Raw genomic sequence first — 25,777 nt, forward strand, 5'->3', positions numbered from 1 at the left:
TTACCCTGGTCCCTGCAAGCCGAGGGGCGAAGCGAAAGGGGCAGGGATGGGCGCTGCGACGGGTAAGGGGCCGCTGTCCGGGGTGCGGGTGGTCGAACTGGCGGGGATCGGGCCGGGCCCGTTCGCCGCGATGCTGCTGGCCGACCTGGGCGCGGACGTGATCCGCGTGGACCGGACCTCCGCCGTCAAGCCCGGCGCCTCCAAGGGCGGCACCGATTTCAGCAACCGCGGCAAGCGCTCCATCGCCGTCGATCTCAAGAGCGAGCGCGGGCGTGACGTCGTGCTCCGGCTGGTGGAGCGCGCGGACGTCCTGCTGGAGGGCTTCCGGCCCGGGGTGACCGAGCGGCTGGGCCTGGGGCCCGACGACTGCCTGGCCCGCAATCCCCGGCTGGTGTACGGGCGGATGACCGGCTGGGGCCAGCGGGGTCCGCTGTCGAGCAGCGCCGGCCACGACATCGGCTACATCGCGGTCACCGGCGCGCTGCACGCCATCGGACGGGAGGGCGGCCCGCCGCAGGTGCCGATGAACCTGCTGGGCGACTTCGCGGGCGGCAGCATGTACCTGGTCGTCGGGGTGCTGTCCGCGCTGCTGGAGTCCAGGACCAGCGGGCAGGGCCAGGTCGTGGACGCCGCCATCGTGGACGGCACGGCTCACCTGTCCACGTTCATCCACGCGATGATGGCGGGCGGCCTCTGGCAGGACAGGCGCGGGGTCAACATGCTCGACACCGGCGCCCCCTGGTACGACGTGTACGAGACCGCCGACGGCCGGTACATGGCGGTCGGCGCGATCGAGCCGCAGTTCTACGCCGAGTTCATCCGGGTGCTGGGCCTGGAGGACGAGAAGGACCTGCCCGGCCAGCACGAGCGGGAGCGCTGGCCGGAGGCGCGGGAACGGTTCGCCGCCGCGTTCAAGACCAAGACCCGCGACGAGTGGGCCAAGCTGTTCCTGCCCGGTGACGGCTGCGTGGCTCCGGTGCTGTCGCTGAAGGAGGCGGCCGAGCACCCGTACAACACCGCCAGGGAGGTGTTCTTCGAGCACGAGGGGCACCACCAGCCGGCCCCGGCCCCGCGCTTCTCCCGTACCGTCACCGAGACCGACGGCGTCCCCGCCCTCCCCGGCGGCCAGACCCGCGACATCCTCACCGAACTGGGCTTCGAGGACGTGGACGCGCTGCTCGCCGAGGGGGCCGTGGCACAGAGCTGACCTGGGGGTTTACGGCGGCGCGGTGATATTTTGCCCGAGCCGTCCGGTGTCGTCCGCCCGCCCACGGGTAGCGCACTCACCGTCGTCCCAGAGCGAAGGTGACAAGGGTGGGAGTGCTCCGATCGGTGGCCGGACTGGTGCCGCGCTCAGTGCCGCGCTCGGTTTCGAGCGTGGTGTCGGGTGCGGTGTCGGGCGCGGCGGGGCTGGCGGGCTCGCTGCCCGTGCCCAAGCCGCCGTTGCCCAAGCCCAAGCTTCCCGACCTCGCCGGCATGGCGGAGCGCGCCGAGCTGGGGAACCTGATCGGCCATCGGGCGCGGCGGCGGACCTGGTCGCGGAAGGGCCGCGCCTACATCGAGATCCGCGGGCACCCGACCGCCCGCACCCGGTCGGCACGCGAGCTGCGCGACTCGGTGTCGGCCGCGGTGAGACGGCTGAAGGGCGTCCACTGGGCCCAGGTCAACGCCGTCACGGGGGAGATCCTGTGCCTCTTCGACGAGGACCGGGTCGATGTGGACGGCATCGTCGACGCCATCGCGGCGGTGGAGGACGCGCGGCAGGTCGGGGACGAGGCGTTCCCCATGGAAGGGCATCCGGCCGACACCGCGCCGGTCACCGCCGAGGCGATCGCGCTGGCGTCCGACTGCGCCGCCTTCGCGCTGGCCTCGGCGGGACGGTTCGTGCGCCTGCCGCGGCTGCCGCCCGCCGTGCGGATCGCCCTGGCGTGGATGGACAGCCAGCCGCGGCTGCGGCGCGAGCTGGAGACCAGGCTGGGGCATCACGGCGCCGACCTGGTGCTGTCGGTGGGCAGCGCCGTGCTGCACGGGCTCACCCAGGAGCCGTCGGGGCTCGCGCTGGACGCGCTGCACCGTGGCGTGCAGGTCGCGGAGCTGAGGGCGCGCCGCGCCGCCTGGTCGCGCTGGGAGACCGCGTTGTGCGCGCCCGGCCTGCCCGCCGACGCCCCTGAACGCGCCGAACGGCCCTGCCCGCTGCCGCCCGGCCCGGTGGAGAAGTGGGCCGACCGTTCCTCGATCGCCGCGCTCATCGGCGCCGCCGGGGTCGTGGCCTTCGGGCGCGACCCCCGTGCCGCGTCCGGCCTGCTGCTGGCGACGGTGCCGCGCGCCGCCCGGATCGGCCGCTCGGGCTTCGCCTCCACGCTGGGACGCGAGCTGGCCGGGCAGGGCGTGGTGCCGCTGGACGGCGCCGCGTACCGCAGGCTCGACCGGGTGACGGCCGTCGTGGTGGACTCGTCGGCGCTGTGCGGGACCGAACACGAGATCGTCTCCGCCGACGGGCCCGAGGTGTGGGAGGCGGCGGCGCGGCTCCTCACCGTCGACCCCGGCATCGAGGGCGTCCGGGACCGCGACGGCTGGTGCCTCCACCGCGTGTCCGCGGCCTCCACCGACCCCTTACTGAACGGCACCGGGGCCCCCGGCGGCTCCGGCGACTCCGGCGACCCGCGCGGCCTGAGGGTCCAGGTGATGGATCCGGCCGGTGACACGATCGGCGAGGCCGTGATCGGGCGCCGTCTCGATCCGCGGGCCGAGGCGGCGCTGTCGGCCGCCCGCGATAGCGGCGTCCGGATCCTGCTGACCGAGCACGCCGCCACCGCCGAGCTGCTGCCGCTGGTGGACGAGGCGCTGGACGCGTCCGTCCCGCTCGTCGAGCACGTCCGCGCGCTCCAGCGGGACGGGGAGGGCGTGCTCGTCGTCACCACCGGCGACGAGGACGCCGCGCTGGCCGCCGACGTGGGCGTGAGCGTGTCCGTGATGGGGCTGGACGAGTCCGCGCCCCCGATCTGCTGGAGCTCCGACCTGGTCTGCACGGGCGGGCTCGAACAGGTCTGGCGGCTCATGGTGGCCGTGGGCGCGACCAGGGCCGCGAGCGAGCGCGCGGTACGGCTGGCCATCGGCGGCTCGGCGCTGGGCACGCTGCTGGTGCTGACCGGGGACCGTTCGAGGTCCCGGCTCGACCTGACCCCCGTGCACGGCGCCGCGCTGGTCGCGCTCGTCAGCGGGTTCCTGTCCGCGCGCCGCCTCGCCGCGCGTCCCGTGCCCGTGCCGGTGCCGCGCGTACCCTGGCACGCCCTGGATCCGCAGGCCGCCGCCGAACGCGCGCTGCGGCTGCGCGATGAGAGCGCCCAAGCCCGTGCCCCATCGCATCGCCTCCCGGAAGGGATCCGCTCCGCGCCGCCCGTGCGCGCGGTCGCCGAGGTCGCGGGCGCGGTATGGCACGAGCTGCGCGACCCGCTCACACCGGTGCTCGTCCTGGGCGCGGCGGCGTCCGCCGTCGTCGGGTCCGGTATCGACGCGGCGCTGGTCGGCGGGGTGATGGCGGGGAACGCGCTGATCAGCGGCGTCCAGCGGTCCCGTGCGGAACGCGCGCTCCGCGGCCTGCTGCTGGGGCAGCGCGCGCCCGCCCGCCGCGTCCGCGTGCGGGGCGGGCCCGGCGACTGGGATCTGCGGCTGGACAACGGCGTCGGGTGGGCGCCGCACGACGACATCCCGGCGGCCGAGCTGCGCCCCGGCGACGTCATCGCCGTCCGCGCGTCCGACGTGGTGCCCGCGGACGCCCGCCTGCTGGTGGCCGAGGACCTGGAGGTGGACGAGGCCACGCTGACCGGCGAGTCCACCCCGGTGCCCAAGTCGGTCGCCGCCGTCCCCGGCGCGGACCTGGCCGAGCGCGCCTGCATGCTGTACGAGGAGACCACCGTGCTGACCGGGCGCGCCTACGCCGTCGTGGTCGCCACGGGTTCGAGCACCCAGGCGGGACGCGCCGCCGCCCTGGCGGGCGTAGGCGCCGCGCCGACGGGGGTGCAGGCACGGCTGAACGAGCTGACGCGGGTCTCGCTGCCGGTGTCCGGGTTCAGCGGCGCGCTGGTCAGCGCGCTCGGCATGCTGCGCGGCATGTCCGCCAGGCAGGCGATCTCCTCGGGCGTGGCGGTCGCGGTGGCGGCGGTGCCCGAGGGCCTGACGCTGGTCGCGACCGTCGCCCAGCTCGCCGCCGCCCGCCGCCTGTCCCGCCGCGACGTGCTGGTCCGCTCGTCCCGGACGCTGGGCACGCTCGGCCGCGCGGACGTGGTGTGCTTCGACAAGACCGGCACGCTCACCGACGGCCGGCTGAAGGTCACCACGATCAGCGGGCCGCGCCGCGACCTTGAGCCCGGCGGCGCCGCGTGGCGCCGCGTCCTGGCCACCGCCGCCCGTGCCTGCCCCGACCCGAACGGCGGTGCCGGCCCCGCCCGGCACGCGACCGACCGCGCCGTCCTGGACGCCGCCGCCGGACTCGGCGGCGACACCGGCTGGGAGGCGCTGCGCACGATCCCGTTCGAGCCGAGCCGGGGCTACTCGGCCGCGCTCGGACGGGCCGACGGCGTGCCCTACGTCGCCGTCAAGGGCGCGCCCGAGGTCCTGCTGCCCCACTGCGGCCGGGTCGTGTCGGGCCGGGGCACCGAGCCGATGACCGACGAGCGGCGCGCCCAGGCGGAGGCGACGGTGCGCCGCCTGGCGGGCCGCGGGCTGCGCGTCCTCGCCGTCGGCCACGCCGAGCCCGACGCCCTGGACGGCGACGAGGAGATCCTCGCCGGGCTCGCGCTGCTGGGCTTCGTGGGGATCGCCGACCCGGTCCGCCCGGACGCCGCGGACGCGATCGGCACGCTCACCGCCGCCGGGATCCGGGTCACGATGATCACCGGGGACCATCCGGACACCGCCCGCGCCGTGGCCGCCGAGCTGGGCGTCCCGAATCCCGAGCGCACCATGACCGGCGCCGAGCTGGACCGGCTCGGCGACCGCGACCGTACCCGGCGGATCGCCGAGACCTCGGTGTTCGCCCGCGTCACGCCCGAGCACAAGGTGCGCATCGTGCAGGCGCTGCGGCGCGCGGGACGGGTGGTGGCGATGACCGGCGACGGCGCCAACGACGCCGCCGCGATCCGGCTCGCCGACGTGGGCATCGGCCTGACCGCGGGCGATTCGCGGGCCGCGCCGTCCGCCGCCGACCTGATCCTGCGCGGCGGCGACCTGCCCGGCATCGTCGCGGCTCTCCTGGAGGGGCGCGCGCTGTGGGAGAGCGTCCGCAACGCCGTGTCGATCCTGGTCGGCGGCAACGTGGGGGAGGTCGCGTTCACCCTGTACGGCACCACGCTGGGCGGCGGGCGGGCTCCGCTGACCACCCGCCAGCTCCTGCTGGTGAACATGCTCACCGACATGATGCCCGCGCTGGCCGTCGCGCTCGCCCCGCCCGGCGAGGACCGGAGCGACCGCGCCGGACGCCCGTCCCGTCCCGGCGTGCTCGGTGACCCGCTGCACGACGCGATCGTGGCGCGCGGCGTGGTGACCGCGCTCGGCGCCATCCTCGCCTGGCAGATCGGGCGGTTCACCGGTCGTGGCCGCCGCGCCGGGACGATGGGCCTGGCCGCGCTGGTCATCACGCAGCTCGCGCAGACCTTGCAGACCGGCTGGCGCAGCCCCGCCGTCCTGGCCACCTGCGCGGCCTCGCTGCTCGTCCTGGCGCTGGTGATCGAGACGCCGGGCGTGAGCCACTTCTTCGGCAGCGTCCCGCTGGGCCCGGTGGCCTGGTCGGTCGTCCTCGGCGCCGCCGCGGCGGCCACGGTCGCGTCCGTACTGGGACCGCGCCTCGTCGAGAGGCTGCGCTAGAACCCGAGCCGCTTGCCCACGATCTCGTTCATGATCTCGTTGGTGCCGCCGCCGATGCCCAGGATGCGGGCGTCGCGGTAGTGCCGCTCGACCTCCGACTCGCGCATGTAGCCCATCCCGCCGTGCAACTGGACGGCCTCGTGGACGACGTGCTCGGCCGCGTACACGGCCGTGTTCTTGGCGAACGCCGTCTCGGTCAGCACGTCCTCACCCGCCGCGTACCGCTCGGCGACGCTCCTGGTGTACGCGCGGGCCACGTCCACCTGCCGGGCCATCTCGGCGATCTTGTGCCGGACGAGCTGCCGGGACGCCAGCGGACGCCCGAACGTCTCGCGGTCCCGCACCCACTGGATCGTCAGGTCCAGGCAGCGCTGCGCCGTCGCGTACGCCTGCACGGCCAGCCCCAGCCGCTCGGTCACGAAGTTCTGGACGATCTGCAGGAACCCGGAGTTCTCCGCACCGACCAGATTGGCCGCGGGCACCCGCACGTCGGTGAACGACAGCTCGGCGGTGTCCGAGCACAGCCAGCCCATCTTCCGCAGCGACCGCGACACCGCGAACCCCGGCGTGCCCTTCTCGATCACCAGCAGCGAGATCCCCCCGGCGCCGGGCCCGCCCGTCCGCACCGCCGTGGTCACGAAGTCCGCGCGTACGCCCGAGGTGATGAACAGCTTGGCCCCGTTCACCACGTAGTGGTCGCCGTCGCGCACCGCCGTGGTCCGGATCCCCGCGACGTCGGACCCGGTCTCCGGCTCGGTGATGCCCAGCGCCCCGATCATCTCCCCGGCCAGGGTCGGCCGCGCGAACCGCTCGATCAGCCCCTCGTCCCCGGACGCGACGATGTGCGGCAGCGCGATCCCATGCGTGAACAGGGAGGCCACGACCCCACCGGAGCCGCCCGCCTGGATCAGCTCCTCGGTCACGATCATCGAGTCGAACAGCTCGCCGCCGCCCCCGCCCGCGGACTCTGGGAAGGCCACCCCGAGCAGCCCGGCCTTCGCCGCCTTCCGATGCAGCTCACGCGGCAGCTCCCCGGCGTCCTCCCACCCGCCCAGGTAGGGAACGATCTCCCGCTCGGTAAAGTCCCGCACGAGCCGCCGCAACGCGACACGCTCAGCCGTCTTCCACGGGCCCATGCACCGGCTCCTCAACCCGAACCAACAGAACGTGATTCGGATCTAATCACGCCGCACCCTGAACACAACCCACCCACCCCAGCCCGCACCCCCAGCCCCGAACGGTCGCCCAGGCGCCGCGATCGCGACCGAAGGCAGGTCCGAGCTTGCGAGGACCTGATCGCGCAGCGAGCCCCCTAGGGCGAGTCGGAGCGATGCAGCGATCGCACGCGAGCGCAGCTCGTGCTTGCCAATAAACACATCCGTACCCACCGCAACCCCAACCCCAGCCCCGAACGGTGCCCAAGCGCTGCGATCGCGTCCGAAGGCAGGTCCGAGCTTGCGAGGACCTGATCGCGTAGCGAGCCCCTAGGGCGAGTCGGAGCGATGCAGCGATCGCACGCGAGCGCAGCTCGTGCTTGCCAATAAACACATCCGCACCCACCGCAACCCCAACCCCAGCCCCGAACGGCGCCCAAGCGCTGCGATCGCGTCCGAAGGCAGGTCCGAGCTTGCGAGGACCTGATCGCGCAGCGAGCCCCTGGGCGAGTCGAAGCGATGCAGCGATCGCCGCAAGCACGACAAGCGACGAGCCGCCAGGCGAGGAGCGCAGCTCGTGCTTGCCAAAAAGACGAGCGCAGCTCGTGCTTGCCAATAAACACAGCTTAGAAACAGCCGGCCCAAAGGGTGAGGGCTTCGTCGATTTGGGGGGCGTTGACGATCAGGGGTGGGATGAAGCGGACCACGTTGCCCGCGGCGCCGCAGGTGAGGAGGAGCAGGCCGCGGTCGGCGGCGGCCTTCTGGGCGCGTTGGGCGGCGGCCGGGTCGGGTTGGCCGTCGGCGCCGGTGAATTCGCTGGCCTGCATGAGGCCCAGGCCGCGTACGTCGCCGATCTGGGGGTGGTCGGCGGCGACCTTGCGGAGGCCGTCTTGGAGGCGGGCGCCCATTTCGGCGGCGTTGTCGACCAGGCCCTCGTCTTGGATGACGTCGAGGGTGGCGAGGGCGGCGGCGCAGGCGACGGCGTTGCCTCCGTAGGTGCCGCCCTGGGAGCCGGGCCAGGCTTTCTCCATGAGGGCGGCGGGGGCGGCGATGGCGGACAGCGGGAAGCCGCTGGCGAGGCCCTTGGCGGTGATGACGACATCGGGTCGGATCCCGGCGTGTTCGTGGCCCCAGAAGCGGCCGGTGCGTCCGAAGCCGGTCTGGACCTCGTCCACGATGAGCAGGAGGCCGTGGCGGTCGGCGCGTTCGCGGAGGCCCTGGAGGAACGCGGGCGGCGCCGGGATGTAGCCGCCTTCGCCGAGGACGGGCTCGACCAGGAGTGCGGCGGTGTCCTTGGGGGAGACGAGGGTGGTGAGGGCGTAGTCCAGTTCCCGGAGGGCGAACCTGGTGGCCTCTTCCTCGTCCCACCCGTACCGGTAGGCGGTCGGGAACGGGGACACGATGGCGCCGGGCATGACGGGGCCGATGCCGGCGCGGAATTTAGTGCCGGCCGTGGTCAGGGCGGCGGCGCCCATGGTGCGGCCATGGAAGCCGCCTTGGAAGACCACGATGTTGTGCCGCCCGGTGACGTGCCGGGCGAGCCGGACGGCGGCTTCGACGGCCTCGCTGCCGCTGTTCATGTAGAACAGCGAGTCGAGCCCGTCGGGCAGCACGTCGCCGAGCCGTTCGGTGAGCCGCAGCAGGGGGCGGTGCATCACGGTCGTGTACTGGCCGTGGATCAGCGTGGCGACCTGCCGCTGCGCGGCCTCGACGACCCGGGGGTGGCAGTGCCCGGTGCTGGTGACGCCGATGCCGGCGGTGAAGTCGAGATGGCGGCGCCCGGCCTCGTCGTAGAGGTAGACGCCCTCGCCGCGCTCCGCCAGCACGGGAGTGGCCTGCTTGAGAGCGGGGGACAGCTGAGCCATGGGCACGACCCTCTCGGAAGGCTCGGAACAAGCGTCGTAAGATTGTCGACAATCCTACGACAGTCGCTCGATGGAGTCGAGCATGTGCTCTTCGATCAGGCGCAGCAGCCGCTCCTCCTCGCCGTCGGAGATGGCGTCGACGAGCCGCCGGTGCTCCTCCACCAGCTCCTCGGGCTCGGGGTAGGTGTCCTGGAGCGCGTTCAGGCACATGCGGGTCTCCACCAGCAGGGTCTGTGCCATGCGCTCCAGCCGGGGGCTGCCGGACGAGCTGACCAGCACCTCGTGGAACGCCTGGTCGGCGTCGCTCATCTTCACCCGGTCGCGTTCCCTGGCGGCCTCGACCAGGTGGTCCAGCGCCTCGGTGAGCCGGGCCACCGCCTCGCCGCGGTTGCGCTCCATCACCAGGACGCACGCCGCCCGCTCGATGGCGAGCCTGGCTCGGTAGACGTCCTCCACGTCGCTCTGGTCCAGCGTGACCACGAACAGGCCGCGGTGCGGCTCGCTGTGCAGCAGCCCCTCCTGGACGAGCCGCTGCATGGCCTCGCGCAGCGGGCCGCGGCTGATGCCCAGCCGTCCCGCCAGATCGGCCTCGCCGAGCTGCTCGCCGGGTTCCAGCTGGCCGTACAGGATCGCCGTTCTCAGCTCGTCGTAGACGATCTCCACGGTGGATCTGCGGGGGACGGGTTCAAGCTCACCCAGTCGGCCCATGCCGAGGGTTCCTCTCTTTATTCAGTTCACCTCGGCCCATACCGAGGGCTACTCGCTCGTGTCTCATAGGCGCGCCGTCTGGATCGCGTCCGGAGCCGCCGCTCCGGCCGGTTCCTTGGCGAACAGCGTGCCCAGGCCGGGACGGGGGCGCAGCACGCCCTCCGCCCCGGCGCCGCTCTCCGCCGCCAGGCGCAGGCCCTCCCAGACGCTCACCTGGTTGGCGGTGAGGACGGGCTTGCCCAGCCGCGCCTCCAGGTCGTCCAGCCAGGCGACCGTGTGCAGCGCGGTGTCGGGGACCAGGACGGCCTCGGCGCCGGGATGGTCGTTGGCGGCGACGAAGTCCAGGACGTCGTCGCGCCCCAGCGTGCCGACCTCGGCGGCGGTGATGATGCCGCGGCTGGTCAGCGCGACGACCTCGATGCCGGCGTGCGCGAGGAAGGCGGCGAACCGCTCCGCCACGTCCGCCGGGTAGGTGGCGGCCACCGCGACCCTGGTCACGCCCAGGTGCCGGGCCGCGTTGACGAAGGCGAAGGAGGTGCTGGACGCGGGCACCCCGGCGGCAGCGCTGACGCCGTCGACCTGCGCGGCGGCGCCGTCCCAGCCGAAGACGAAGCTGCCGCTGGTGCAGGCCCACACGGCGGCCGATACCTCAAGCCCGCGCAGCGTCCTGGCCCCCTCGGACAGGACGTCGGCTCCGCCCACGTCCAGCAGGGCGTCCACCCGGTGCGCGTCCTCCCGCATGAGCGTGTGGACGACGGGCAGCCGCACGTCACCGAGGATCCGTTCGATCACCGGGTAGTCGTCCTCGGCGCTGTGGCCCGGGTAGAGGAATCCGACGCTGGGCACCAACTTCCGCCTCCCTTTCGATCAATCATGCCGCGCTAGGCCGCCGGGGCCTGGCTCACCTGGACCAGCCACTGCCCCTCGCCCGCGGCCTGGAGCCCCATCGCCCGCAGCGCGGAGCACATGGTCACCTGGTTGGCGGTGAGCACGGGCTTGCCGATCATGCGTTCCAGCGGCGCGATGATGTCGTACGTCGGGACGTTGGTGCAGCTGATGAACACCGCCTCCGCCTCGGGCCGGTCGACCGCCGAGACGGCGTTGACCACCTCCTGGTAGCCGACCTTCCAGATGTGGTTGAGCAGCCCCATCCCGACCGAGGACACCACCGCGACGCCGTGCGCGCCGAGGAAGGACACCAGCCGGTCGGTGACGCTGTCGATGTACGGGGTCACCACCGCGATCCGGCCGATGCCGAGCAGGGACAGCGACTCCACCAGGGCGCCCGAGGTGGTCGTGGCGGACGGGGCCCCGGCCTTGAGCATGGCCTGCTGGAGCTCCCGCTCGCCCTCCGCGCCGCGGATGAAGCTGCCCGAGGCGCAGGCGTAGGCCACCGCCAGCGGCTCGGGGGCCAGCACGTCCCGGGTCGCCTGCCGCACGATCGAGTGGTCGGACAGGGCCGAGGCCATCTCCACCGTCACCGGCACCGGGACGTAGGGCAGCCTGGTCATGAAGAGCGAGACGTCGTCGGGCGTCCAGCGCCACAGCTCCCGGTCGAGCGCGAAGTCGAACGGGGCCACGACGCCGATGCCGCGCTGTGCCGGCAGTTCCGGGCCGACGATGAGCTTGGGGTCGAATGCCATCACCGCCGCCCGTTCAGCCGTCGTGCCTGGCGTAGACGAGGCGTTCGCCGACGCCGCCGGACCGCCATACGTCGTTGCACGCCTCGGCCATGCGGTCGAGCCCGTCCACGATGGTGGCGTAGACGTTGCCGGGCACCCAGCCGACGTCCCCGTTCAGCAGCAGGTTGTTGCGCCCGTAGAAGATGGCCAGGTCGACGACGCCGGGCAGGCCGTCGATGCCCTTCTCCTCCTTGAAGCCCCTGTCCAGCATCCCGCCATGGAAGTCGAAATACACCACGTCGCCCGAGATGGGGGTCACCGTGGGGTTCTCCAAGCCGATCTCCTCGTCGCTGAACCGCTCGACCATGGTGTAGACCTCGTTGCGCGCGTACTTGGCGTGGTACGCGTCGCCGCCCTGCGGCAGGGCCCGCCAGACCGCCTCGCACGTCCGGGGCGCGTCCTTTTCGAGCAGTTCGGCGATGCAGGAGACGCCGCGGCGCTCGAGCGTGATGGTCATGAGCTTGGGCATGCCGGCCTCCCCGGGCACAGGGGTGAGTGACGCGTCGCTCACCCGAGAGGACTCTTGACGAATAGAGCGCCTTGGGATCCGCCCTGGCCTGTGGAACGGTTGCGACGGTCTTGCAGCACGACCAGCACGGTCACCTGCTCGTTCTTGGATGTCGAGGTACCCGCGCTGATTGTTGACAATCCTACGAGGGCTTCCTAGCGTGTCAATGCCCCCATGCGTTGCGTTCTCGTTAATTGCCGACCCCAGAGAGTGAGGCCATGGAGCCAGAGGGCAGGCCGCGGGTGGTCGTGCTGCGCGACGAGGCCGATCCGCCGCCGGCCATGGAGCCGGTCGAGCGTCTCGCCCGCGTGCGCTACGTGGACGGGGCAGGGCTCGCCGAGGCGCTTCCGGGTTCCGACGTGCTGTTCGTGTACGACTTCTTCTCCCGGGCACCCTCCCGCGTATGGCCGAGGGAAGGGGCGCCGGGCTGGGTGCATGTCGCGAGCGCCGGGGTGGACAGCCTGCTGTTCCCCGGGCTGGTCGAGAGCGACACGGTCGTCACCAACTCGCGCGGGGTCTTCGATGGCCCGATCGCCGAGTACGTGCTGGGCCTGGTGCTGTGCTTCGCCAAGGACCTGCGGACCACGCTGAGGCTGCAAGAGCGGCGGGTGTGGCGGCACCGCGAGAGCGAGCGGATCGAGGGCACCCGCGCGCTGGTGATCGGCACCGGCCCGATCGGGCGGGCGATCGGCCGCGCGCTGGCCGCGGCCGGGATCGTGGTGACCGGGATGGGGCGCACCGCCCGCGCCGGCGATCCCGATTTGGGCGAGGTGCTGCCCGACGACCGGCTGCACGAGGCGCTGGGCGAGGCCGACTGGGTGGTGCTGGCGGCGCCGCTCACCGACCGCACCCGCGGCATGATCGACGGCGCCGCGCTGGAGCGGATGCGGCCGACCGCCCGGCTGATCAACGTGGGCCGGGGCGCGCTGGTGGTGGAGGACGACCTGATCGAGGCCCTGCGGGCGGGCCGGATCGCGGGGGCCGCCCTGGACGTCTTCGAGGACGAGCCGCTGCCGGAGCCGTCCCCGCTCTGGGACCTGCCCAATGTGATCGTCTCCCCGCACATGTCCGGGGACGTGGTGGGGTGGAGGACGGAGCTGGTCCGCCTGTTCGCCGACAACCTCGGCCGGTACGTCGCCGGCCGCCCCCTGCTGAACGTGGTGGACAAGCGCCTCGGGTATGTCAGCTCCGGGACGCCGACCGCGTCCGGCTGACCGCCGCACCGAACCAGGAGGTCTCATGACCGGCACCGATCCGACCGGCCTGACCGCGACCGAGCTGCTGGACGCCTACGGGCGCAAGGAGCTGACCCCGGTGGAGGCCACCGAGGCCGTCCTGGAACGGATCGAGCGGATCGATCCGCGGCTGAACGCGTTCTGCCTGGTCGACCCGGAGTGGTCGCTGGAGGCGGCGCGGGCCTCGGCGGAGCGGTGGCGGCGCGGCGAGCCCGCGGGCCTGCTGGACGGGGTGCCCGTCTCGATCAAGGACATCCTGATCACCAAGGGCCGTCCGACGCTGCGCGGCTCGCGTACGATCGATCCCGGCCTGGACTGGCCGGAGGACGCGCCCTCGGTGGCCCGCCTGTACGAGCACGGCGCGGTGCCGATCGGCAAGACCACGACGCCGGAGTTCGCGTGGAAGGGCGTCACCGATTCGCCGCTCACCGGGGTCACCCGCAACCCGTGGGACACCGCCCGTACCCCCGGCGGCTCCAGCGGGGGAGCGGCGGCCGCGGTGGCGGCGGGCCTGGCCCCGCTGGCGCTGGGCACCGACGGCGGCGGCTCGGTGCGCATCCCGGCCGCGTTCACCGGCACGTTCACGCTCAAGCCGACCTACGGTCTGGTGCCGCACTACCCGGCCAGCCCGTTCGGGACGCTGGCGCACGTCGGCCCGATGACCCGTACCGTGCGGGACGCCGCGCTGCTGCTGGACGTGATCACCGGGTTCGACGGCCGGGACTGGTCGGCGCTGCCGCCGCCGCGCGAGCCGTTCTCCACGCTGGCCGGGGACGTGTCGGGGCTGCGCGTCGCCTTCAGCCCCGAGCTGGGCTTCGCCTCGGTGGATCCGGAGGTCGCCGCGCTCGTGGACGCGGCCGCCGGGGTGTTCGCCGAGCTGGGCGCCAAGGTGGAGCGGGCCGATCCGGGCTTCGCCGATCCGGTCGAGGACTTCGAGGTGCTGTGGTTCGCCGGGGCCGCGAAGGTCGTGGAGAACCTCACCGAGGAGGAGCGGGCCAAGCTCGACCCCGGCCTGCGCGAGATCTGCGACAAGGGCGAGCAGTACTCGCTCAGCGTCTACCTGGACGCCGTCGCGCGCCGCCGGGAGCTGGGCCGGATCATGGGCCTGTTCCACGAGGAGTGCGACCTGCTGCTCACCCCGACCGTGCCGATCCCCGCGTTCGAGGCCGGACGCGAGACCCCGGCCGGCGGCCTGTACGGCGGGGTGGGGCGCTGGACGGCCTGGACGCCGTTCACCTATCCGTTCAACATGACCCAGCAGCCGGCCGCGAGCGTCCCGTGCGGTTTCACCCCGGATGGGCTTCCGGCCGGGCTCCAGATCATCGGGCCGAGGCATGCCGACGCGCGGGTGATGAACGCCGCGCTGGCCTACGAGCGGGCCCGTCCCTGGCACGAGCGCCGCCCGCCACTGGACGGCTGATCGGGAGCGCAGTACGGTCCTAACCAAGCAATTGCTTGGTTAACGACTGGAGGCTCCATGCGCCGCGGCATCTACCTGCTCGAAGAGGTCGAGTTCCACCCGATGAACTCGCGCAGGCCCCTGGAGTACCTGCGCTGGCTCACCGGCTACAAGCGGGAGGACGACCGCATGGAGGCGGGGGCACCGAGGCTCACCGAGGGCCTGTCCATCCGCTCCAAGGAGATCGACCTGGTCGGGGCGTTCTACGCCGTCGGCATCAGCGGCCACCCGCAGTTCAAGGTCGTCACCCTCTGGGACTGCCACGGCGGCTGGGACGGCGGCTGGCGGCAGATGGTGGAGATCTACGACGACGTCCAGCAGAACCTCTTCCTGTCGGACATCGACGACCTGCGGTTCTCCGCCTACTCCCGGCCGCTGGGCGCGGCCCCGGGCTCGCCCGCGGTGGCGGACCTGCTCTCCGAGGGGTACGCGGCGCCGCTGTACCTGTTCGAGAGCGCGCAGGTGAGGCCGGGCGCGGCGCTGGACTACCTGGCCGCCGTCCAGGAGGAGCGCGCGCCGATACTGGCCGATCATGGACACCGGCTGGTCGGCGCGTACGAGGTCCAGTTCTGCGACAGCGAGGTGGTCACGCTCTGGGGCACCGACATCGACTCGCATCTGGAGCTGCAAAGGTCGAGGGACGCGGCGCTCGGGCTCGATGACGGCGTGCCCGCCGACCACCGCCTGCTGAGCTGGCGCAAGCGCGCCCGCGCCTACCTCGAAGGGCCCTGGCGGGAGAACCTGCTCAGCCCGTACCCGGGCTCGAAGCTGGCTCCGAACCAGCCCTAGTCTTCGAGCTCGCCGCGGCAGTCCCGCCCCTCGCGGAGCCTCCTGGCGTGCTTGCGGGGCTTGCGCTTGACGTTCACGCCTCCCCAGAACGCCAGGCCGGAGATCACCACGCGCGGCGCTCCCGGCACCCCGGGACCGCTCGCGTGGTGGTCGAAGCCGCCCATGATGCCGATTCCGTTGACCCGGACGGCGATGTCCTCGGGCACGATCACCTCGACCCCGCCCATGATCGCGAAGGCGCGGATCCTCACCTCGGGCTCGGCGAACCGCGCCTCGCGCAGGTCGAGCCTGCCGCCGCCCCAGAAGGCGAACGTGGTGAACAGCCTCGGGACCGTCCAGCGGCCCTCGTGCCTGAACCCGCTCATGATGGCGAGGCCCGTCCACCAGCTCGGCGGGTCGGCGGCGGGCGCGTCGGCGAACGGCGGCGTGTACGGCGCCAGGTCGCCACGGTTTCCGGGGCTCGGCAGGTCCCGGGTGATCGGCTCCAGTTCGGCGTAGGTCTTGGCCATGTAGACCTGGTTGAGCCGCTCCTGGAGTTCCTCGAGCGTGAGCCGGCCGTCACCCGCGGCCTCGCGCAGCACCTCCGCGACCCGGTCGCGGTCGGCGTCGGACGCCCGCATCTCCGGCGGGTAGGGGGAGGAGCTCCCGCGCTCCTGTCCGGCGGGTGGCGGAGAAGACGTCATGGACGAAGCCTATGCCGGTTCGCCCCGGATCACGATCGAGGCGCCGGAGGCCGCCCGTGGTTATACCAAGCGCTTGCTTGATATGCCAGGTTGGCGTTACCGTCCACCTGAAGGTCCTTGCAGGTAACCGGCGTAAAGGAACAGCGCCCATGGGTGTACCGATAGTGCAGGCTCCCGTTCGCGATGTGACCGAAGAGGAGATCGCGCATTACCGCGAGCACGGCTGGGCCCGGCTGCCCGGCCTGGTGGACCCCGGCTTCGTGGCCGGGCTGCGCGACCGGGCGCTGGAACGTCTGGCGGCCAGGCGCGAGGCGTTCCGCAACAGCTTCGTCGACCAGGCGTTCGGCCAGGACCGCGACATCGCCGAGCACGACGAGGCGTTCCGCGCGCTCGCCCTGTCGCCCGGCCTGGGCCGCAACGCCACCCGGCTGCTGCTCGGCGTCCAGAACGTCCGGCTCCAGGTCACCAACCTGCTGATCAAGGAGCCGGAGGACGGCAACGGCCACGGCGCCACGGTCTTCCACCAGGACTTCCCGTGGATGCCGATGGACCGCTCCGCGATGCTCACGATCTGGCTCGCGCTGGACGACGTCTCCGCCGACATGGGCACGCTGCGCTTCTACGACCGTTCCCACCTGTACGGGCCGCTGGGCCGCAGCTTCGTCCGCGAAGGCGACGACGCGCTCAGCCAGCACCCCTGGCTGAAGGACCTGGAGGTCTCCCCGCCGATCGACATGGCGCCCGGCGACGCCACCGTGCACAGCGCCCTGGTCATCCACGGCGCGCCGGCCAACCGCCGCGACCGGCCCCGGCTGTCGTTCACCGTCACCTACTTCGACGCCGCCAGCCTCTACACCGGCGCCCCGTACGGGCAGACCGACGACCTGGGCCTCAAGGTCAACGAGCCCTTCGACCACCCGCTGTTCCCGGTGGTGCCCACCTCATGACGTGTCGTTCCACCCTCCCCGGTCCGGCCAAGGCGGCGCCATGACCTCCATCGAGACGGTACGCGGGCCGGTGAGCGACACCGGCGCCACGCTGATGCACGAGCACGTCTTCGGGCTGAGCCCGGAGATCCTGTGGAACTGGCCCGACATCCCCGAGGGCTGGGACCTGGAGAAGCGCGCCCGCGAGGCCGCCGCCAAGCTGGACGAGCTCAAGGCCGCCGGAATCGACACGATCGTCGACCTCACGGTGATCGGGCTCGGCCGGTACGTCCCGGCCGTCCAGCGGGTCGCCGAGCTGACCTCCGTCAACATCGTCGCCGCCACCGGCCTCTACACCTACGACGCGCTGCCCCCGTACTTCGGCAACCGCGGCCCCGGCTCGCTGTTCGGCGGGCCCGACCGGCTGGCCGAGTTCTTCGTCCGCGACATCACCGAGGGCATCGGGCGCACCGGCGTCAAGGCGGGCATGCTCAAGTGCGCCACCGGCAGGCAGGGCCTCACGCCCGGCGTCGAACGGGTGATGCGCGCCGTCGCCCAGGCCCACCGCGAGACCGGGGTGCCGATCACCACGCACAGCGAGTCGGCCACCCGCAACGGGCTCGACCAGCAGAAACTCCTGGCCGAAGAGGGCGTGGACCTGTCCCGCGTGGTGATCGGGCACGCGGGCGACTCCACCGACCTCGGCTACCTCGAAGAACTGATCGCCAACGGGTCCTATATCGGCATGGACCGCTTCGGCATCGAGTTCACCTCGTTCGAGGACCGGGTCGCCACCGTCGTCGCGATGTGCGAGCGCGGCCACGCGAACCGCATGGTGCTCTCGCACGACTCCTACTGCTTCAACGACCGTTTCGAACCCGAGGTCATCAAGCAGCGGCATCCCAACTACCACCTGCTGCACATCTCCCGGGACGTGCTGCCCGCCCTGCGCGCCCGGGGCGTCACCGAGGAGCAGATACGGCAGATGCTCGTCACCAACCCTCACGACATCCTCACCCCGACCGAGACCGGAGGCCGTCCGTGACCACCCCGGAGACCGCAACGGACTTCGACATCACCTCCGACTGGCACGTCGCCAACCCGTACCCGTTCCTGAGGCGCCTCCGCCACGAGCACCCCGTCTTCTGGAGCGACCACTTCGGCATGTGGGTGCTGACACGGTACGAGGACGTCCGCAACGCCTACCGCGACCACGAGACCTTCTCCAGCGTCGGCTCGCTCACCATCTCCCGCACCCTCACCGACGAGGTGAAGGAGACGCTCGGCGAGCACCGCTCCTTCCTGGACAACTTCTCGGCCAACGTGGACCCGCCCCAGCACACGCGGATGCGCCGGGCGATCTCCCGGGCCTTCACGCCCCGCGCCGTCAAGCGCCTCGGCGACCGGTTCCAGGCCGAGGTGGACCGCGTCCTGGACGAGATCCTGCCCGCCGGGCGGGCCGACTTCACCGTCGAGCTGGCGCACCGGCCGTCCGCGCGCCTGGCCGCCCACTTCATCGGGGTCCCGCCCGAGGACGAGGACAGGGTCAAGCACTGGGTGACCTCCTGGTTCCAGCTGTTCCTCTCGCCCCAGGCGCCCGAGCGCCAGCGCGAGCTGGCCCAGGACTTCCTCAAGTACCTCGACTACGTGGACCGGCTGGTCAGCGACCGCCGCGCCGAGCCCCGCGAGGACTTCGTCTCCCTCATGGCCGAGCACATCGACAACGGGCTCTCGCACCGCGAGGTCGTGGAGACCATCAGCGCGCTGCTGCTCGGCGGCAACGACACCGTGCCCAACGCGCTGTCCAACGCGGTCTACCGGCTGCTGCGCGAGCGCGAGGTCTGGGAGGAGATCGTCGCCGACCCGTCGCTGATCCCCGGCATGGCCGAGGAGACGCTCCGCATCGACGGCGCCAGCCTCGGCAGCTTCCGCACGACCACCCGCGAGGTCACCCTGCACGGCACCACGATCGAGCCGGGCACCCAGATCCTGCTGCACACCGACTCGGCCGGGCACGACGAGACCGTCTTCCCCGACCCCGAGCGGTTCGACATCCGCCGCGAGAACGCCCGCGACCACATGGTGTTCGGGTACGGCGTCCACCACTGCGTCGGCGCGGCCCTGAGCCGGCTGAAGATGGAGATCGCCTTCCAGCGGCTCACCGCCCGGCTGCCCAGCCTGCGCCTGGCGCCGGGGGCCGCGCCCGAGTACCGCAAGAGCATGGTCGGGCGTGGACTGGCGAGCCTGCTGGTGGAATGGGACGAGCGGTGAGGTTCGCCCGCCGTACCGCCCTGGTGACGGGCGCGGGCTCCGGCATCGGCCGCGCCTGCGCCCGCCGCCTGGCCGCCGAGGGCGCCACGGTGACGGTCGCCGACATCGACCCGGCGGCGGCGGCCGAGACCGCCGAGCTGATCGTCAAGGAGGGCGGCGCCGCCCGGCCCGTCACCGGCGACGTCAGCGTGGAGGACGACGTCCGCGCCATGGTGGAGACGGCGGCCGGCGACGGCGGCCGCCTGGACGTCCTGCACAGCAACGCCGCCGTGCTGTCCCGCGAGGTGTACGGGCGCGACCTCGACCTGACCGAGATGGACGTGGAGGTGTGGGACCGCACCCTCGCCGTCGACCTGCGCGGCGCGATGCTCTGCGTCAAGCACGCCGTCCCGCGCATGGGCGCGGGCGCCGCGATCGTCAACACCACCTCCGTGTCCGCCCTGGTCGGTGACACCGACCATGCCGCGTACGGGGCGGCGAAGGCGGCGCTGATCTCGTTCACCCGCTATGTCGCCACCATGTACGGCCGGCGCGGCATCCGCTGCAACGCCGTGGCGCCCGCGCTCGTCCTCACCGAGGCCGCCCGGCGGGCGATGACCCCGGAACGGCTCGCCGAGAAGGCCGCCGAACGGCTGCTGCCCGACCCGTGCGAGCCGGAGGACGTCGCCGCGCTGGTCGCGTTCCTCGCCTCGTCGGAGGCGCGCTGCATCACCGGCCAGACCATCGTCATCGACGGGGGGACGCTGGCGCACCGCCCCGAGCACGCCATCCGGCAGGCGAGGGAGGCGGGCTGAGCGGCTACTGGGGCGGGCCCTTGGCGAGGGTGACGCTGGTGGTGAAGCGCTGCCCCGACGGATCGACCCAGCCCACGCTCACGGTGTCGCCCGGGTGATAGAGGAGCAGCAGGTCGGTGAGCTTCCCCGGGGAGTCGACCCGCTGGCCGTTCAGGGACACGATGACGCCGCCACGGGGCAGGCCGGCCGCCTCGGCGGGCGTGTCGGGCAGCAGCCCGGCGATGAGGGCGCCGGTGGGGCTGGGCGGCGGCGGGCTGCCTGGCACGGTGCCGCCGACCGGGCGCACCTGCACGCCCAGCATCGCGGTGTCGCCGATGTGGACGGTCGCGGACGCCTCGCCGCGCTGGATCTGCCGGGCCACCGTCAGCGCCCGGTTGGACGGGATGGCGAAGCCGCGTTCCGCGCCTCCCTCCTCCAGGCGGTACCCCGCCGACGCGGCCGTGTTCATGCCGATGACCTGGCCCGCGGCGTTCAGCAGCGGGCCGCCGGAGTCGCCCGGACGGATCGGGGCGTTGGTCTCGATCATCCCGGTGAGCCGCTCGGAGGTGCCGTTGGACTCGTCGGTGGCCGTCACCACCTGGTCCAGCGCGGTGACCGTGCCGGTGACGACGCTGGGCGTCCCGCCCTTCCCGCCCGCGTTGCCGATGGCGGTGACCGGGTCGTCCAGCGACACCCGGGAGGAGTCGCCGAACACCGCGGGCCGCAGCCGGGAGGCGCCGCGCAGCCGCACCACCGCGATGTCGCCGGACCGCTGGTAGCCGAGCACGTCCGCGATGAACCGGCGCCCGTTGTCGGCGACCGTCCCGCGGATGGACGTGGCGCCCTGGATGACATGGTTGTTGGTCAGCACATGGCCGGAGGCGTCCATCAGGATGCCCGTCCCGGCCGCGCGGGTGTTGCGCAGCCCCTGCACCGTGTCGATGATGACGACGCCGGGGCTGCGCCCGCTGGGCGTCCGCGGCGGTAACGCGGGCGCGCTGGACGTGGTCTGCGGCGGCGGGACGTTCCGGCTGGGCTCGTCCAGGAAGTTCAGGCCGAGCAGCAGTACCGCCAGGGCGGCGAGGACGCCCAGGACCACCACACAGCCGCCGCCCGCCCCGCCGCCCGAGCGGCGGCCGTCGGGGATCTCGTACACCTCGCGCCCTCCTCCGGCCCGGGCCGCCCCACGGACATGATCGCCCTTTTGAACGCTCTACCCCGGTTTCGCGCTCCCGATCACTAATGATCCGTGGTGACCCCCGACGGCCGCGGGGGGCTACCAGGTGAAGTACCGGCGCGGGTTCTCCACGAGCATCTGGTCGATCTGCGCCTCGGTGACGCCCTTCTCCCGCAGGGCCGGCAGGACGTCGTCGCTGATGTGGGTGTAGACCCAGTTGGGGGCCACCCCGCGCGCCGTCTCCGGGTCGGGGCCGAACCAGTCGGAGTAGCAACTGGTGTCGTGGCTGAGCACCATCCGGTCGGCGTAACCCTGCTCGCACAGCGCCGCGATGGTGGCGACGCGGTCGGCCATCGGGTTGAGGAGGTCCAGCCCGAACCTGTCCATCCCGAGGATCGCGCCGGTGTCGGCCAGCGACTTGAGGTAGTCCAGGTCGTTGCTGTCGCCGACGTGGCCGATGACGACCTTGCCGAGGTCCACGCCCTCCTTGGCGAGCACCTCCACGACCTGGCGGCCGTTCCGGGTCTCGGCGTCGGTGTGGACGGTGATCGGCGCTCCCGTCTCGCGGTGCGTGGCGGCGACCGCGAGCAGCACGCGCCGCACGCCGGGCGTGAGGCCCTGGGTGTGCACGGCGCACTTGAGGAACGCCGCCCGCACGCCGGTGTCGGCGATGCCCTCCATCAGGTCGCGGCAGAAGTTGTCGATCATCGGGTCGGGCCCGCCGAGCAGGGTCTCCGGGCCCCGGTAGATGAACTGGAAGGGGAGGTCGTTGTAGGTGTACACCCCGGTCGCGACGATGATGTTCAGCTCGGGCACCAGTTCGGCGATCCGCTTGATGCGCGGGATGTAGCGTCCCAGTCCCCACACGGTGGGGTCGGCGATGGTGGTGATGCCCCGGCCCGCCAGCTCCTTCAGCTTGGCGACCGCGTCGGCGACCCGCTCCTGCTCGTCCCACCAGGCGCCGATGCCGTAGTTCTGGACGTTCTCGGTGTTCAGGAAGAAGACGTGCTCGTGCATCAGGGTCCGGCCCAGCGCCGCGGTGTCCACGGGCCCGCGGGCGGTCTCGACTGAGGGCATGGGGTGGTCCTCTCCGGGCATACCGACTGGTCGGTTTTCTGGCAAGCTATGACCAGGTCCATGCACGCGTCAATGGAGGTCCAGGCGATGGTCTCGGGTGCGAGGCGGGGCGGTCACCCCCGGCGCAGCCCGGTCGAGCGGCGGATCCTGGACGCGGCGCTGCGGCTGTTCGCCGAGCGTGGCTTCGACGGCACCTCGGTGCAGGAGATCGTGGCCGCGGCGGAGGTCACCAAGGGGGCCCTCTACCACTACTTCGACTCCAAGGACGACCTGCTCTACGAGATCTACCGCTCGCTGATCGCCCGCCAGCTCGCCGATCTCGACCGGATCCTGGCCGCCGGGCTGCCGCCCCGCGACGCCGTCCGCGAGATCGTCTCCGGGCTGATCCAGAGCACCGCCGAGCACATCGACGAGGCCAAGGTGTTCGTCCGCGAGATGCACCGCCTCGACCACGAGCACATGCACGCCGTCCGCGCCGACCGCCGCCGCTACCACGTCCGCTTCCGCGGCCTCGTGGAGCAGGCCCAGAAGGACGGCGTGTTCGCGACGGAGGCGTCCGCCGACACGGTCACCATCGTCGCGCTGGGCATGGTCAACCAGCTACCGCACTGGTACCGCGCCGACGGCCCCAAGAGCGCCGAGGACCTGTCGGACGAGGTGACCGCCTTCCTGCTGGCGGCCCTGGACCCACGCTGAGTCTGCGCTCTACCTGTTCCTCCGCGTCTGGAGGTACAGCACGGCGTCGCGGAGCTCGGCGAGCTCCCGCGCCCAGTCGTCCGGCGGACCCGGTGGCACCAGCACGAACTTCGACAGCCCGGCCTCCATCAGCCGCTTGAGGTGCCTGTCCAGGTTCTCCAGGCTCGGGATGACCTCGTCCGGCGGGGCGGGGCCGAGCACCCGGCGCACCCGGGCGAACCGCCGCTCCGCCTCGGGCGTGAGGGGGCCGCGCCGGTACGAGACGACCGCGCCGAAGTGCTCTTCCTCGATCTCGCGTCCGGCCCCGGCCGCCGCCTCCTGGACCAGTCGCCGGCCGCGGTCGGCCTCGGCGGGGGTGGTCAGCGAGGCCAGCCAGCCGTCCGACAGCCGCCCGGTGCGGCGCAGCTCGGCGTCGGACGAGCCGCCCATCCACACGTCGAACCCGCGCTCGGCCGGCTTGGGACGCAGCCGCAGCCCGTCGTAGTGGTAGTACGTGCCGTGGTGGGTGACCTCGTCCTCCGCCCAGAGGCGCCGCAGCAGGGGGAGCGCCTCCTCGAACATGGCCGCGCGCTCCTCCCTGCGCACCCCGAACGCCTGCTGCTCACCCGGGTCCCGGATGCCGAGGCCGAACGCGGGCAGCAGCCGCCCGCCGGACAGCAGGTCGAGGGTGGCCAGCTCCTTGGCGAGCAGCGCGGGCGGGCGGCCGGGCAGGGCCATCACGGCGGTGCCGAACTTGATCCGCCGGGTGAGCGCCGCCGCGTAGGTCAGCGTCACGACGGGATCCCCCATGGGCCCGGTGGCGCGTTCGGTCACCCACAGCGAGTCGAACTCCTCGCGTTCCAGCCCCTGCGCCAGCTCGGCGAGCCGTTCACCGTCGGGGGCGGTGCCGAGCGCCGGCGCCAGGCCGATTCTGACGATCACCTCACGACCGTACGGCGAGTCAGTCTTGTGAAGCAACCTTTGCGGTGCCCCGGCGCGCGAGGAGGGTCACGGCCAGGACGGCGGCGACGGTCAGCGCGGCGATCGCGGCGGCCATCGGCACGGCCGTGCCCGGCCCGCCGATCCCGGCCAGCGGCGCGGCGGCACCGCCCAAGGTGAACTGAGTCACGCCCAGCAGCGCGGACGCGCTGCCAGCGACGCGCGGCGGCCGTCCCGAGAGGGCCAGCGCGGTGATCTGCGGCAGGATGATCCCCTGCGCGGCCGCCACCAGGAACAGCGCGGGCAGCACCAGCGGCAGTCCCGCCCCGCTGAGCACGGCGGTCAGCAGCAGGGCGCCGCCGAGCACGGCCACGCCCAGCCCGGCCGTCAGCAGGCGGCGCAGCCGCACCCGTCCGGCCAGCCGCCCGCCGAGCTGGCCCGCGGCGACGAGCCCCACCGCGTTGACACCGAACGCCAGGCTGTACGCCTGCGGCGACAGCCCGTACAGCTCCTGGAGGACGAACGGGGAGCCGGAGATGTAGGTGAACATCGCCCCGAACGACAGCCCGATGGCCAGGGCGTACCCGCAGAACACGCGGTCGGCGAGCAGCGTCCCGAACGTCCGCAGCGTCGTCGGCACGCCGCCCTTGGCCCGCGCCTCCGGCGGCAACGTCTCCCGCAGCCCCAGCAGCGCCGCCACCAGCACCACGGCTCCGAACGCGGCCAGCACCACGAACAACCCGGGCCATGGGATGAACCGCAGCAGTTGGCCGCCCAGTGCCGGGGCCAGGATCGGCGCGAGCCCGGACACCAGCATCAGCAGCGCGAAGAACCGGGCCGCGGCGACGCCCTCGTACCGGTCCCGGACGATCGCGCGCCCGATCACCACCCCGGCCGCGCCCGTCGCGCCCTGCACGGCCCGCAGGGCGATCAGCACCTCGACGGTGGGCGCGAACGCGCACAGCAGTGACGCGACCGCGTACGCGCCGAGCCCGATGAGCAGCGGGCGCCGCCGCCCGAACGTGTCGCTCAGCGGCCCGGCGATCACCTGTCCCACCGCGAGCCCGACGACGCAGGCGGTGAGCGTGAGCTGCGTCCGCACGGCGGTGGTCGAGAGATCGGAGGTCAGCTCGGGCAGCGCCGGCAGGTACAGGTCGATCGACAGCGGCGCCACTGCGGCCAGCGAGCCCAGCATCAGGATCAGCCGGAGCCGCCGTCCCGGCTCGGCGGGCGCGGCCTCGGAGACGGCGCGGGGAACGGCCTGTGTCATCAGATCGTGGTGACGACCTGGTCGTACTCCAGGCGGGGGTTGCGGGGCGCGAACGCTCCGGGGGCGGGCCGGCCGATGTTCACCACGGCCATCGGGTGCTGGTTGGTGTCGGCCAGGAACTCCTTCTTCACGCCTTCCGCGTCGAAGCCCGCCATCGGGCCGGCCGCCAGCCCGACGGCCCGGATGCCGACGATCAGGTAGCCGAGCTGGATGCTGGCGTTGAAGCGGGCGATGCCCTCCCGTCCCGGGAACGCGGCCAGCGAGTCGCGCGCCTGCCGCCGGTGCGGGAACGTGACCGGCAGATGCTCGTGGAAGTCGCTGTCGGCGGCGGCGATGAGCGTGAGCGGCGCCTTGGCGGTCTTCTCCCGGTTGTTCTCGGACATCAGCGGCACCAGCCGCCGCCGGGCCTCCGGTGAACGCACCGCCACCAGCCGCAGCGGCTGGCTGTTCATCGCGGTGGGACCCCACTTGACCAGGTCGTGGATCGCTCGTAGCTGCTCGTCGGTCACCGGCTCGCCGGTGAAGGCGTTGGCGGTGTGGGCCTCCCGGAACAGCAGGTCCATGCCCGCGTCGTCCAGGACGCCCCCTGGGGGTGCCACCATCCCGCCCCTCTCTGTCACCCGAAGGGTCGCCCGAAATGTCGACAGAAATCCATTCCGCGCAACAGGATGGTGATCGATTATCTGCCGCCTGAGGCAGTGGGGTGCGTCACATCACGCTGAGT

Annotated in this window: 22 protein-coding genes; 10 read left to right on the plus strand and 12 right to left on the minus strand. The window is 72.7% G+C overall.

The annotated features are described in order from the left end of the window. Window positions 1-46 precede the first annotated feature (46 nt). Window positions 47-1,207, plus strand: coding sequence for a CaiB/BaiF CoA transferase family protein (locus tag ACGWYJ_RS07645; RefSeq protein ID WP_395104957.1), 1,161 nt, complete (start codon window positions 47-49; stop codon window positions 1,205-1,207). A gap of 107 nt (window positions 1,208-1,314) precedes the next feature. Next, entirely contained in the window at window positions 1,315-5,862 is a 4,548-nt protein-coding gene (locus ACGWYJ_RS07650; protein WP_395104958.1) for an HAD-IC family P-type ATPase, read from the plus strand. Here the strand turns inward: ACGWYJ_RS07650 and ACGWYJ_RS07655 are convergent. The 6 genes from ACGWYJ_RS07655 to ACGWYJ_RS07680 all read right to left on the minus strand — a co-directional run bounded on the left by ACGWYJ_RS07655 (window position 5,859) and on the right by ACGWYJ_RS07680 (window position 11,728). After that, a complete protein-coding gene (locus ACGWYJ_RS07655; RefSeq protein WP_395104959.1) occupies window positions 5,859-6,998 on the minus strand; it encodes an acyl-CoA dehydrogenase family protein in 1,140 nt (379 codons plus the stop codon). The two genes, ACGWYJ_RS07650 and ACGWYJ_RS07655, sit on opposite strands and share 4 nt — an antisense overlap. Window positions 6,999-7,642: 644 nt before the next feature. Beyond that, window positions 7,643-8,881 (minus strand): aspartate aminotransferase family protein, encoded by a 1,239-nt coding sequence (locus ACGWYJ_RS07660; protein WP_395104960.1) that lies wholly within the window; start codon window positions 8,879-8,881, stop codon window positions 7,643-7,645. A 54-nt stretch (window positions 8,882-8,935) separates the two neighbouring features. Beyond that, window positions 8,936-9,589 (minus strand): GntR family transcriptional regulator, encoded by a 654-nt coding sequence (locus tag ACGWYJ_RS07665; RefSeq protein ID WP_395104961.1) that lies wholly within the window; start codon window positions 9,587-9,589, stop codon window positions 8,936-8,938. Window positions 9,590-9,652: 63 nt separating this feature from the next. Beyond that, window positions 9,653-10,435, minus strand: a complete 783-nt coding sequence (locus ACGWYJ_RS07670) for a maleate cis-trans isomerase (RefSeq protein WP_395104962.1) — start codon at window positions 10,433-10,435, stop codon at window positions 9,653-9,655. A gap of 35 nt (window positions 10,436-10,470) precedes the next feature. Next, window positions 10,471-11,232 carry an Asp/Glu racemase gene (locus ACGWYJ_RS07675; protein WP_395104963.1) on the minus strand — a complete coding sequence of 254 codons (762 nt, stop codon included), beginning with the start codon at window positions 11,230-11,232 and terminating at the stop codon, window positions 10,471-10,473. A gap of 13 nt (window positions 11,233-11,245) precedes the next feature. Further along, the gene (locus ACGWYJ_RS07680; protein ID WP_395105013.1) at window positions 11,246-11,728 is read right to left on the minus strand and encodes a DUF3830 family protein; all 483 of its coding nucleotides are present in this window, start codon (window positions 11,726-11,728) and stop codon (window positions 11,246-11,248) included. Window positions 11,729-11,997: 269 nt separating this feature from the next. Here ACGWYJ_RS07680 and ACGWYJ_RS07685 point away from each other — a divergent pair, with 269 nt between their 5' ends. From ACGWYJ_RS07685 to ACGWYJ_RS07695, 3 genes are read left to right on the plus strand one after another with little or no spacing between them, the layout of a single operon-like run. Then, window positions 11,998-12,993 carry a D-2-hydroxyacid dehydrogenase gene (locus ACGWYJ_RS07685; protein WP_395104964.1) on the plus strand — a complete coding sequence of 332 codons (996 nt, stop codon included), beginning with the start codon at window positions 11,998-12,000 and terminating at the stop codon, window positions 12,991-12,993. A 25-nt stretch (window positions 12,994-13,018) separates the two neighbouring features. Next, window positions 13,019-14,434, plus strand: a complete 1,416-nt coding sequence (locus ACGWYJ_RS07690) for an amidase (protein WP_395104965.1) — start codon at window positions 13,019-13,021, stop codon at window positions 14,432-14,434. A 57-nt stretch (window positions 14,435-14,491) separates the two neighbouring features. Further along, window positions 14,492-15,262 carry a hypothetical protein gene (locus ACGWYJ_RS07695; RefSeq protein WP_395104966.1) on the plus strand — a complete coding sequence of 257 codons (771 nt, stop codon included), beginning with the start codon at window positions 14,492-14,494 and terminating at the stop codon, window positions 15,260-15,262. Here ACGWYJ_RS07695 and ACGWYJ_RS07700 read toward each other — a convergent pair. Beyond that, a complete protein-coding gene (locus ACGWYJ_RS07700; protein ID WP_395104967.1) occupies window positions 15,259-15,945 on the minus strand; it encodes a DUF1707 domain-containing protein in 687 nt (228 codons plus the stop codon). The genes ACGWYJ_RS07695 and ACGWYJ_RS07700 overlap by 4 nt on opposite strands. Before the next feature lie 149 nt (window positions 15,946-16,094). Between ACGWYJ_RS07700 and ACGWYJ_RS07705 the strand changes: the two genes are divergently transcribed. Genes ACGWYJ_RS07705 through ACGWYJ_RS07720 form a run of 4 tightly spaced genes read left to right on the plus strand, consistent with a single transcriptional unit; the run spans window position 16,095 to window position 19,936 of the window. Next, window positions 16,095-16,892, plus strand: coding sequence for a phytanoyl-CoA dioxygenase family protein (locus tag ACGWYJ_RS07705; RefSeq protein ID WP_395104968.1), 798 nt, complete (start codon window positions 16,095-16,097; stop codon window positions 16,890-16,892). Window positions 16,893-16,932: 40 nt separating this feature from the next. Then, window positions 16,933-17,916 carry a phosphotriesterase gene (locus ACGWYJ_RS07710; protein ID WP_395104969.1) on the plus strand — a complete coding sequence of 328 codons (984 nt, stop codon included), beginning with the start codon at window positions 16,933-16,935 and terminating at the stop codon, window positions 17,914-17,916. Further along, a complete protein-coding gene (locus ACGWYJ_RS07715; protein WP_395104970.1) occupies window positions 17,913-19,142 on the plus strand; it encodes a cytochrome P450 in 1,230 nt (409 codons plus the stop codon). The genes ACGWYJ_RS07710 and ACGWYJ_RS07715 overlap by 4 nt, the downstream gene beginning before the upstream one ends. Beyond that, window positions 19,127-19,936 (plus strand): SDR family NAD(P)-dependent oxidoreductase, encoded by an 810-nt coding sequence (locus ACGWYJ_RS07720; protein ID WP_395104971.1) that lies wholly within the window; start codon window positions 19,127-19,129, stop codon window positions 19,934-19,936. The genes ACGWYJ_RS07715 and ACGWYJ_RS07720 overlap by 16 nt, the downstream gene beginning before the upstream one ends. Window positions 19,937-19,940: 4 nt before the next feature. Here ACGWYJ_RS07720 and ACGWYJ_RS07725 read toward each other — a convergent pair whose 3' ends face one another. Both ACGWYJ_RS07725 and ACGWYJ_RS07730 read right to left on the minus strand, forming a co-directional pair. Further along, window positions 19,941-21,071, minus strand: coding sequence for a S1C family serine protease (locus ACGWYJ_RS07725; protein ID WP_395104972.1), 1,131 nt, complete (start codon window positions 21,069-21,071; stop codon window positions 19,941-19,943). A gap of 120 nt (window positions 21,072-21,191) precedes the next feature. Further along, window positions 21,192-22,169: a phosphotriesterase gene (locus ACGWYJ_RS07730; RefSeq protein ID WP_395104973.1), complete on the minus strand. Its 978-nt coding sequence runs from the start codon at window positions 22,167-22,169 to the stop codon at window positions 21,192-21,194. Window positions 22,170-22,229: 60 nt separating this feature from the next. On the opposite strand from ACGWYJ_RS07730, the gene ACGWYJ_RS07735 reads away from it, so the two are divergent. Beyond that, window positions 22,230-22,865: a TetR/AcrR family transcriptional regulator gene (locus ACGWYJ_RS07735; RefSeq protein WP_395104974.1), complete on the plus strand. Its 636-nt coding sequence runs from the start codon at window positions 22,230-22,232 to the stop codon at window positions 22,863-22,865. A 9-nt stretch (window positions 22,866-22,874) separates the two neighbouring features. On the opposite strand, the gene ACGWYJ_RS07740 is transcribed toward ACGWYJ_RS07735, so the two are convergent. From ACGWYJ_RS07740 to ACGWYJ_RS07750, 3 genes are read right to left on the minus strand one after another with little or no spacing between them, the layout of a single operon-like run. Beyond that, window positions 22,875-23,786 carry an LLM class flavin-dependent oxidoreductase gene (locus tag ACGWYJ_RS07740; RefSeq protein WP_395104975.1) on the minus strand — a complete coding sequence of 304 codons (912 nt, stop codon included), beginning with the start codon at window positions 23,784-23,786 and terminating at the stop codon, window positions 22,875-22,877. A gap of 19 nt (window positions 23,787-23,805) precedes the next feature. Next, complete coding sequence (locus ACGWYJ_RS07745; RefSeq protein WP_395104976.1) at window positions 23,806-25,053, minus strand: multidrug effflux MFS transporter; 1,248 nt, start codon at window positions 25,051-25,053, stop codon at window positions 23,806-23,808. Beyond that, on the minus strand, window positions 25,053-25,655 hold the full coding sequence (locus ACGWYJ_RS07750; protein ID WP_395104977.1) for a malonic semialdehyde reductase: 603 nt from the start codon (window positions 25,653-25,655) through the stop codon (window positions 25,053-25,055). Before ACGWYJ_RS07750 ends, ACGWYJ_RS07745 begins: the two co-directional genes overlap by 1 nt. Window positions 25,656-25,777 lie beyond the last annotated feature (122 nt).

It is taken from the genome of Actinomadura sp. SCN-SB, from assembly GCF_043906805.1.
Taxonomy (GTDB): domain Bacteria; phylum Actinomycetota; class Actinomycetes; order Streptosporangiales; family Streptosporangiaceae; genus Spirillospora.

Bases quoted from the DNA above. Each gene is read 5' to 3' on its own strand.
- ACGWYJ_RS07655 (WP_395104959.1), bottom strand. From the start codon at position 6,998: ATGGGCCCGTGGAAGACGGCTGAGCGTGTCGCGTTGCGGCGGCTCGTG.
- ACGWYJ_RS07675 (WP_395104963.1), bottom strand. From the start codon at position 11,232: ATGGCATTCGACCCCAAGCTCATCGTCGGCCCGGAACTGCCGGCACAG.
- ACGWYJ_RS07745 (WP_395104976.1), bottom strand. From the start codon at position 25,053: ATGACACAGGCCGTTCCCCGCGCCGTCTCCGAGGCCGCGCCCGCCGAG.
- ACGWYJ_RS07690 (WP_395104965.1), top strand. From the start codon at position 13,019: ATGACCGGCACCGATCCGACCGGCCTGACCGCGACCGAGCTGCTGGAC.
- ACGWYJ_RS07705 (WP_395104968.1), top strand. From the start codon at position 16,095: ATGGGTGTACCGATAGTGCAGGCTCCCGTTCGCGATGTGACCGAAGAG.
- ACGWYJ_RS07700 (WP_395104967.1), bottom strand. From the start codon at position 15,945: ATGACGTCTTCTCCGCCACCCGCCGGACAGGAGCGCGGGAGCTCCTCC.
- ACGWYJ_RS07695 (WP_395104966.1), top strand. From the start codon at position 14,492: ATGCGCCGCGGCATCTACCTGCTCGAAGAGGTCGAGTTCCACCCGATG.
- ACGWYJ_RS07685 (WP_395104964.1), top strand. From the start codon at position 11,998: ATGGAGCCAGAGGGCAGGCCGCGGGTGGTCGTGCTGCGCGACGAGGCC.
- ACGWYJ_RS07710 (WP_395104969.1), top strand. From the start codon at position 16,933: ATGACCTCCATCGAGACGGTACGCGGGCCGGTGAGCGACACCGGCGCC.
- ACGWYJ_RS07720 (WP_395104971.1), top strand. From the start codon at position 19,127: ATGGGACGAGCGGTGAGGTTCGCCCGCCGTACCGCCCTGGTGACGGGC.
- ACGWYJ_RS07750 (WP_395104977.1), bottom strand. From the start codon at position 25,655: ATGGTGGCACCCCCAGGGGGCGTCCTGGACGACGCGGGCATGGACCTG.
- ACGWYJ_RS07680 (WP_395105013.1), bottom strand. From the start codon at position 11,728: ATGACCATCACGCTCGAGCGCCGCGGCGTCTCCTGCATCGCCGAACTG.
- ACGWYJ_RS07645 (WP_395104957.1), top strand. From the start codon at position 47: ATGGGCGCTGCGACGGGTAAGGGGCCGCTGTCCGGGGTGCGGGTGGTC.
- ACGWYJ_RS07730 (WP_395104973.1), bottom strand. From the start codon at position 22,169: ATGCCCTCAGTCGAGACCGCCCGCGGGCCCGTGGACACCGCGGCGCTG.
- ACGWYJ_RS07660 (WP_395104960.1), bottom strand. From the start codon at position 8,881: ATGGCTCAGCTGTCCCCCGCTCTCAAGCAGGCCACTCCCGTGCTGGCG.
- ACGWYJ_RS07735 (WP_395104974.1), top strand. From the start codon at position 22,230: ATGCACGCGTCAATGGAGGTCCAGGCGATGGTCTCGGGTGCGAGGCGG.
- ACGWYJ_RS07665 (WP_395104961.1), bottom strand. From the start codon at position 9,589: ATGGGCCGACTGGGTGAGCTTGAACCCGTCCCCCGCAGATCCACCGTG.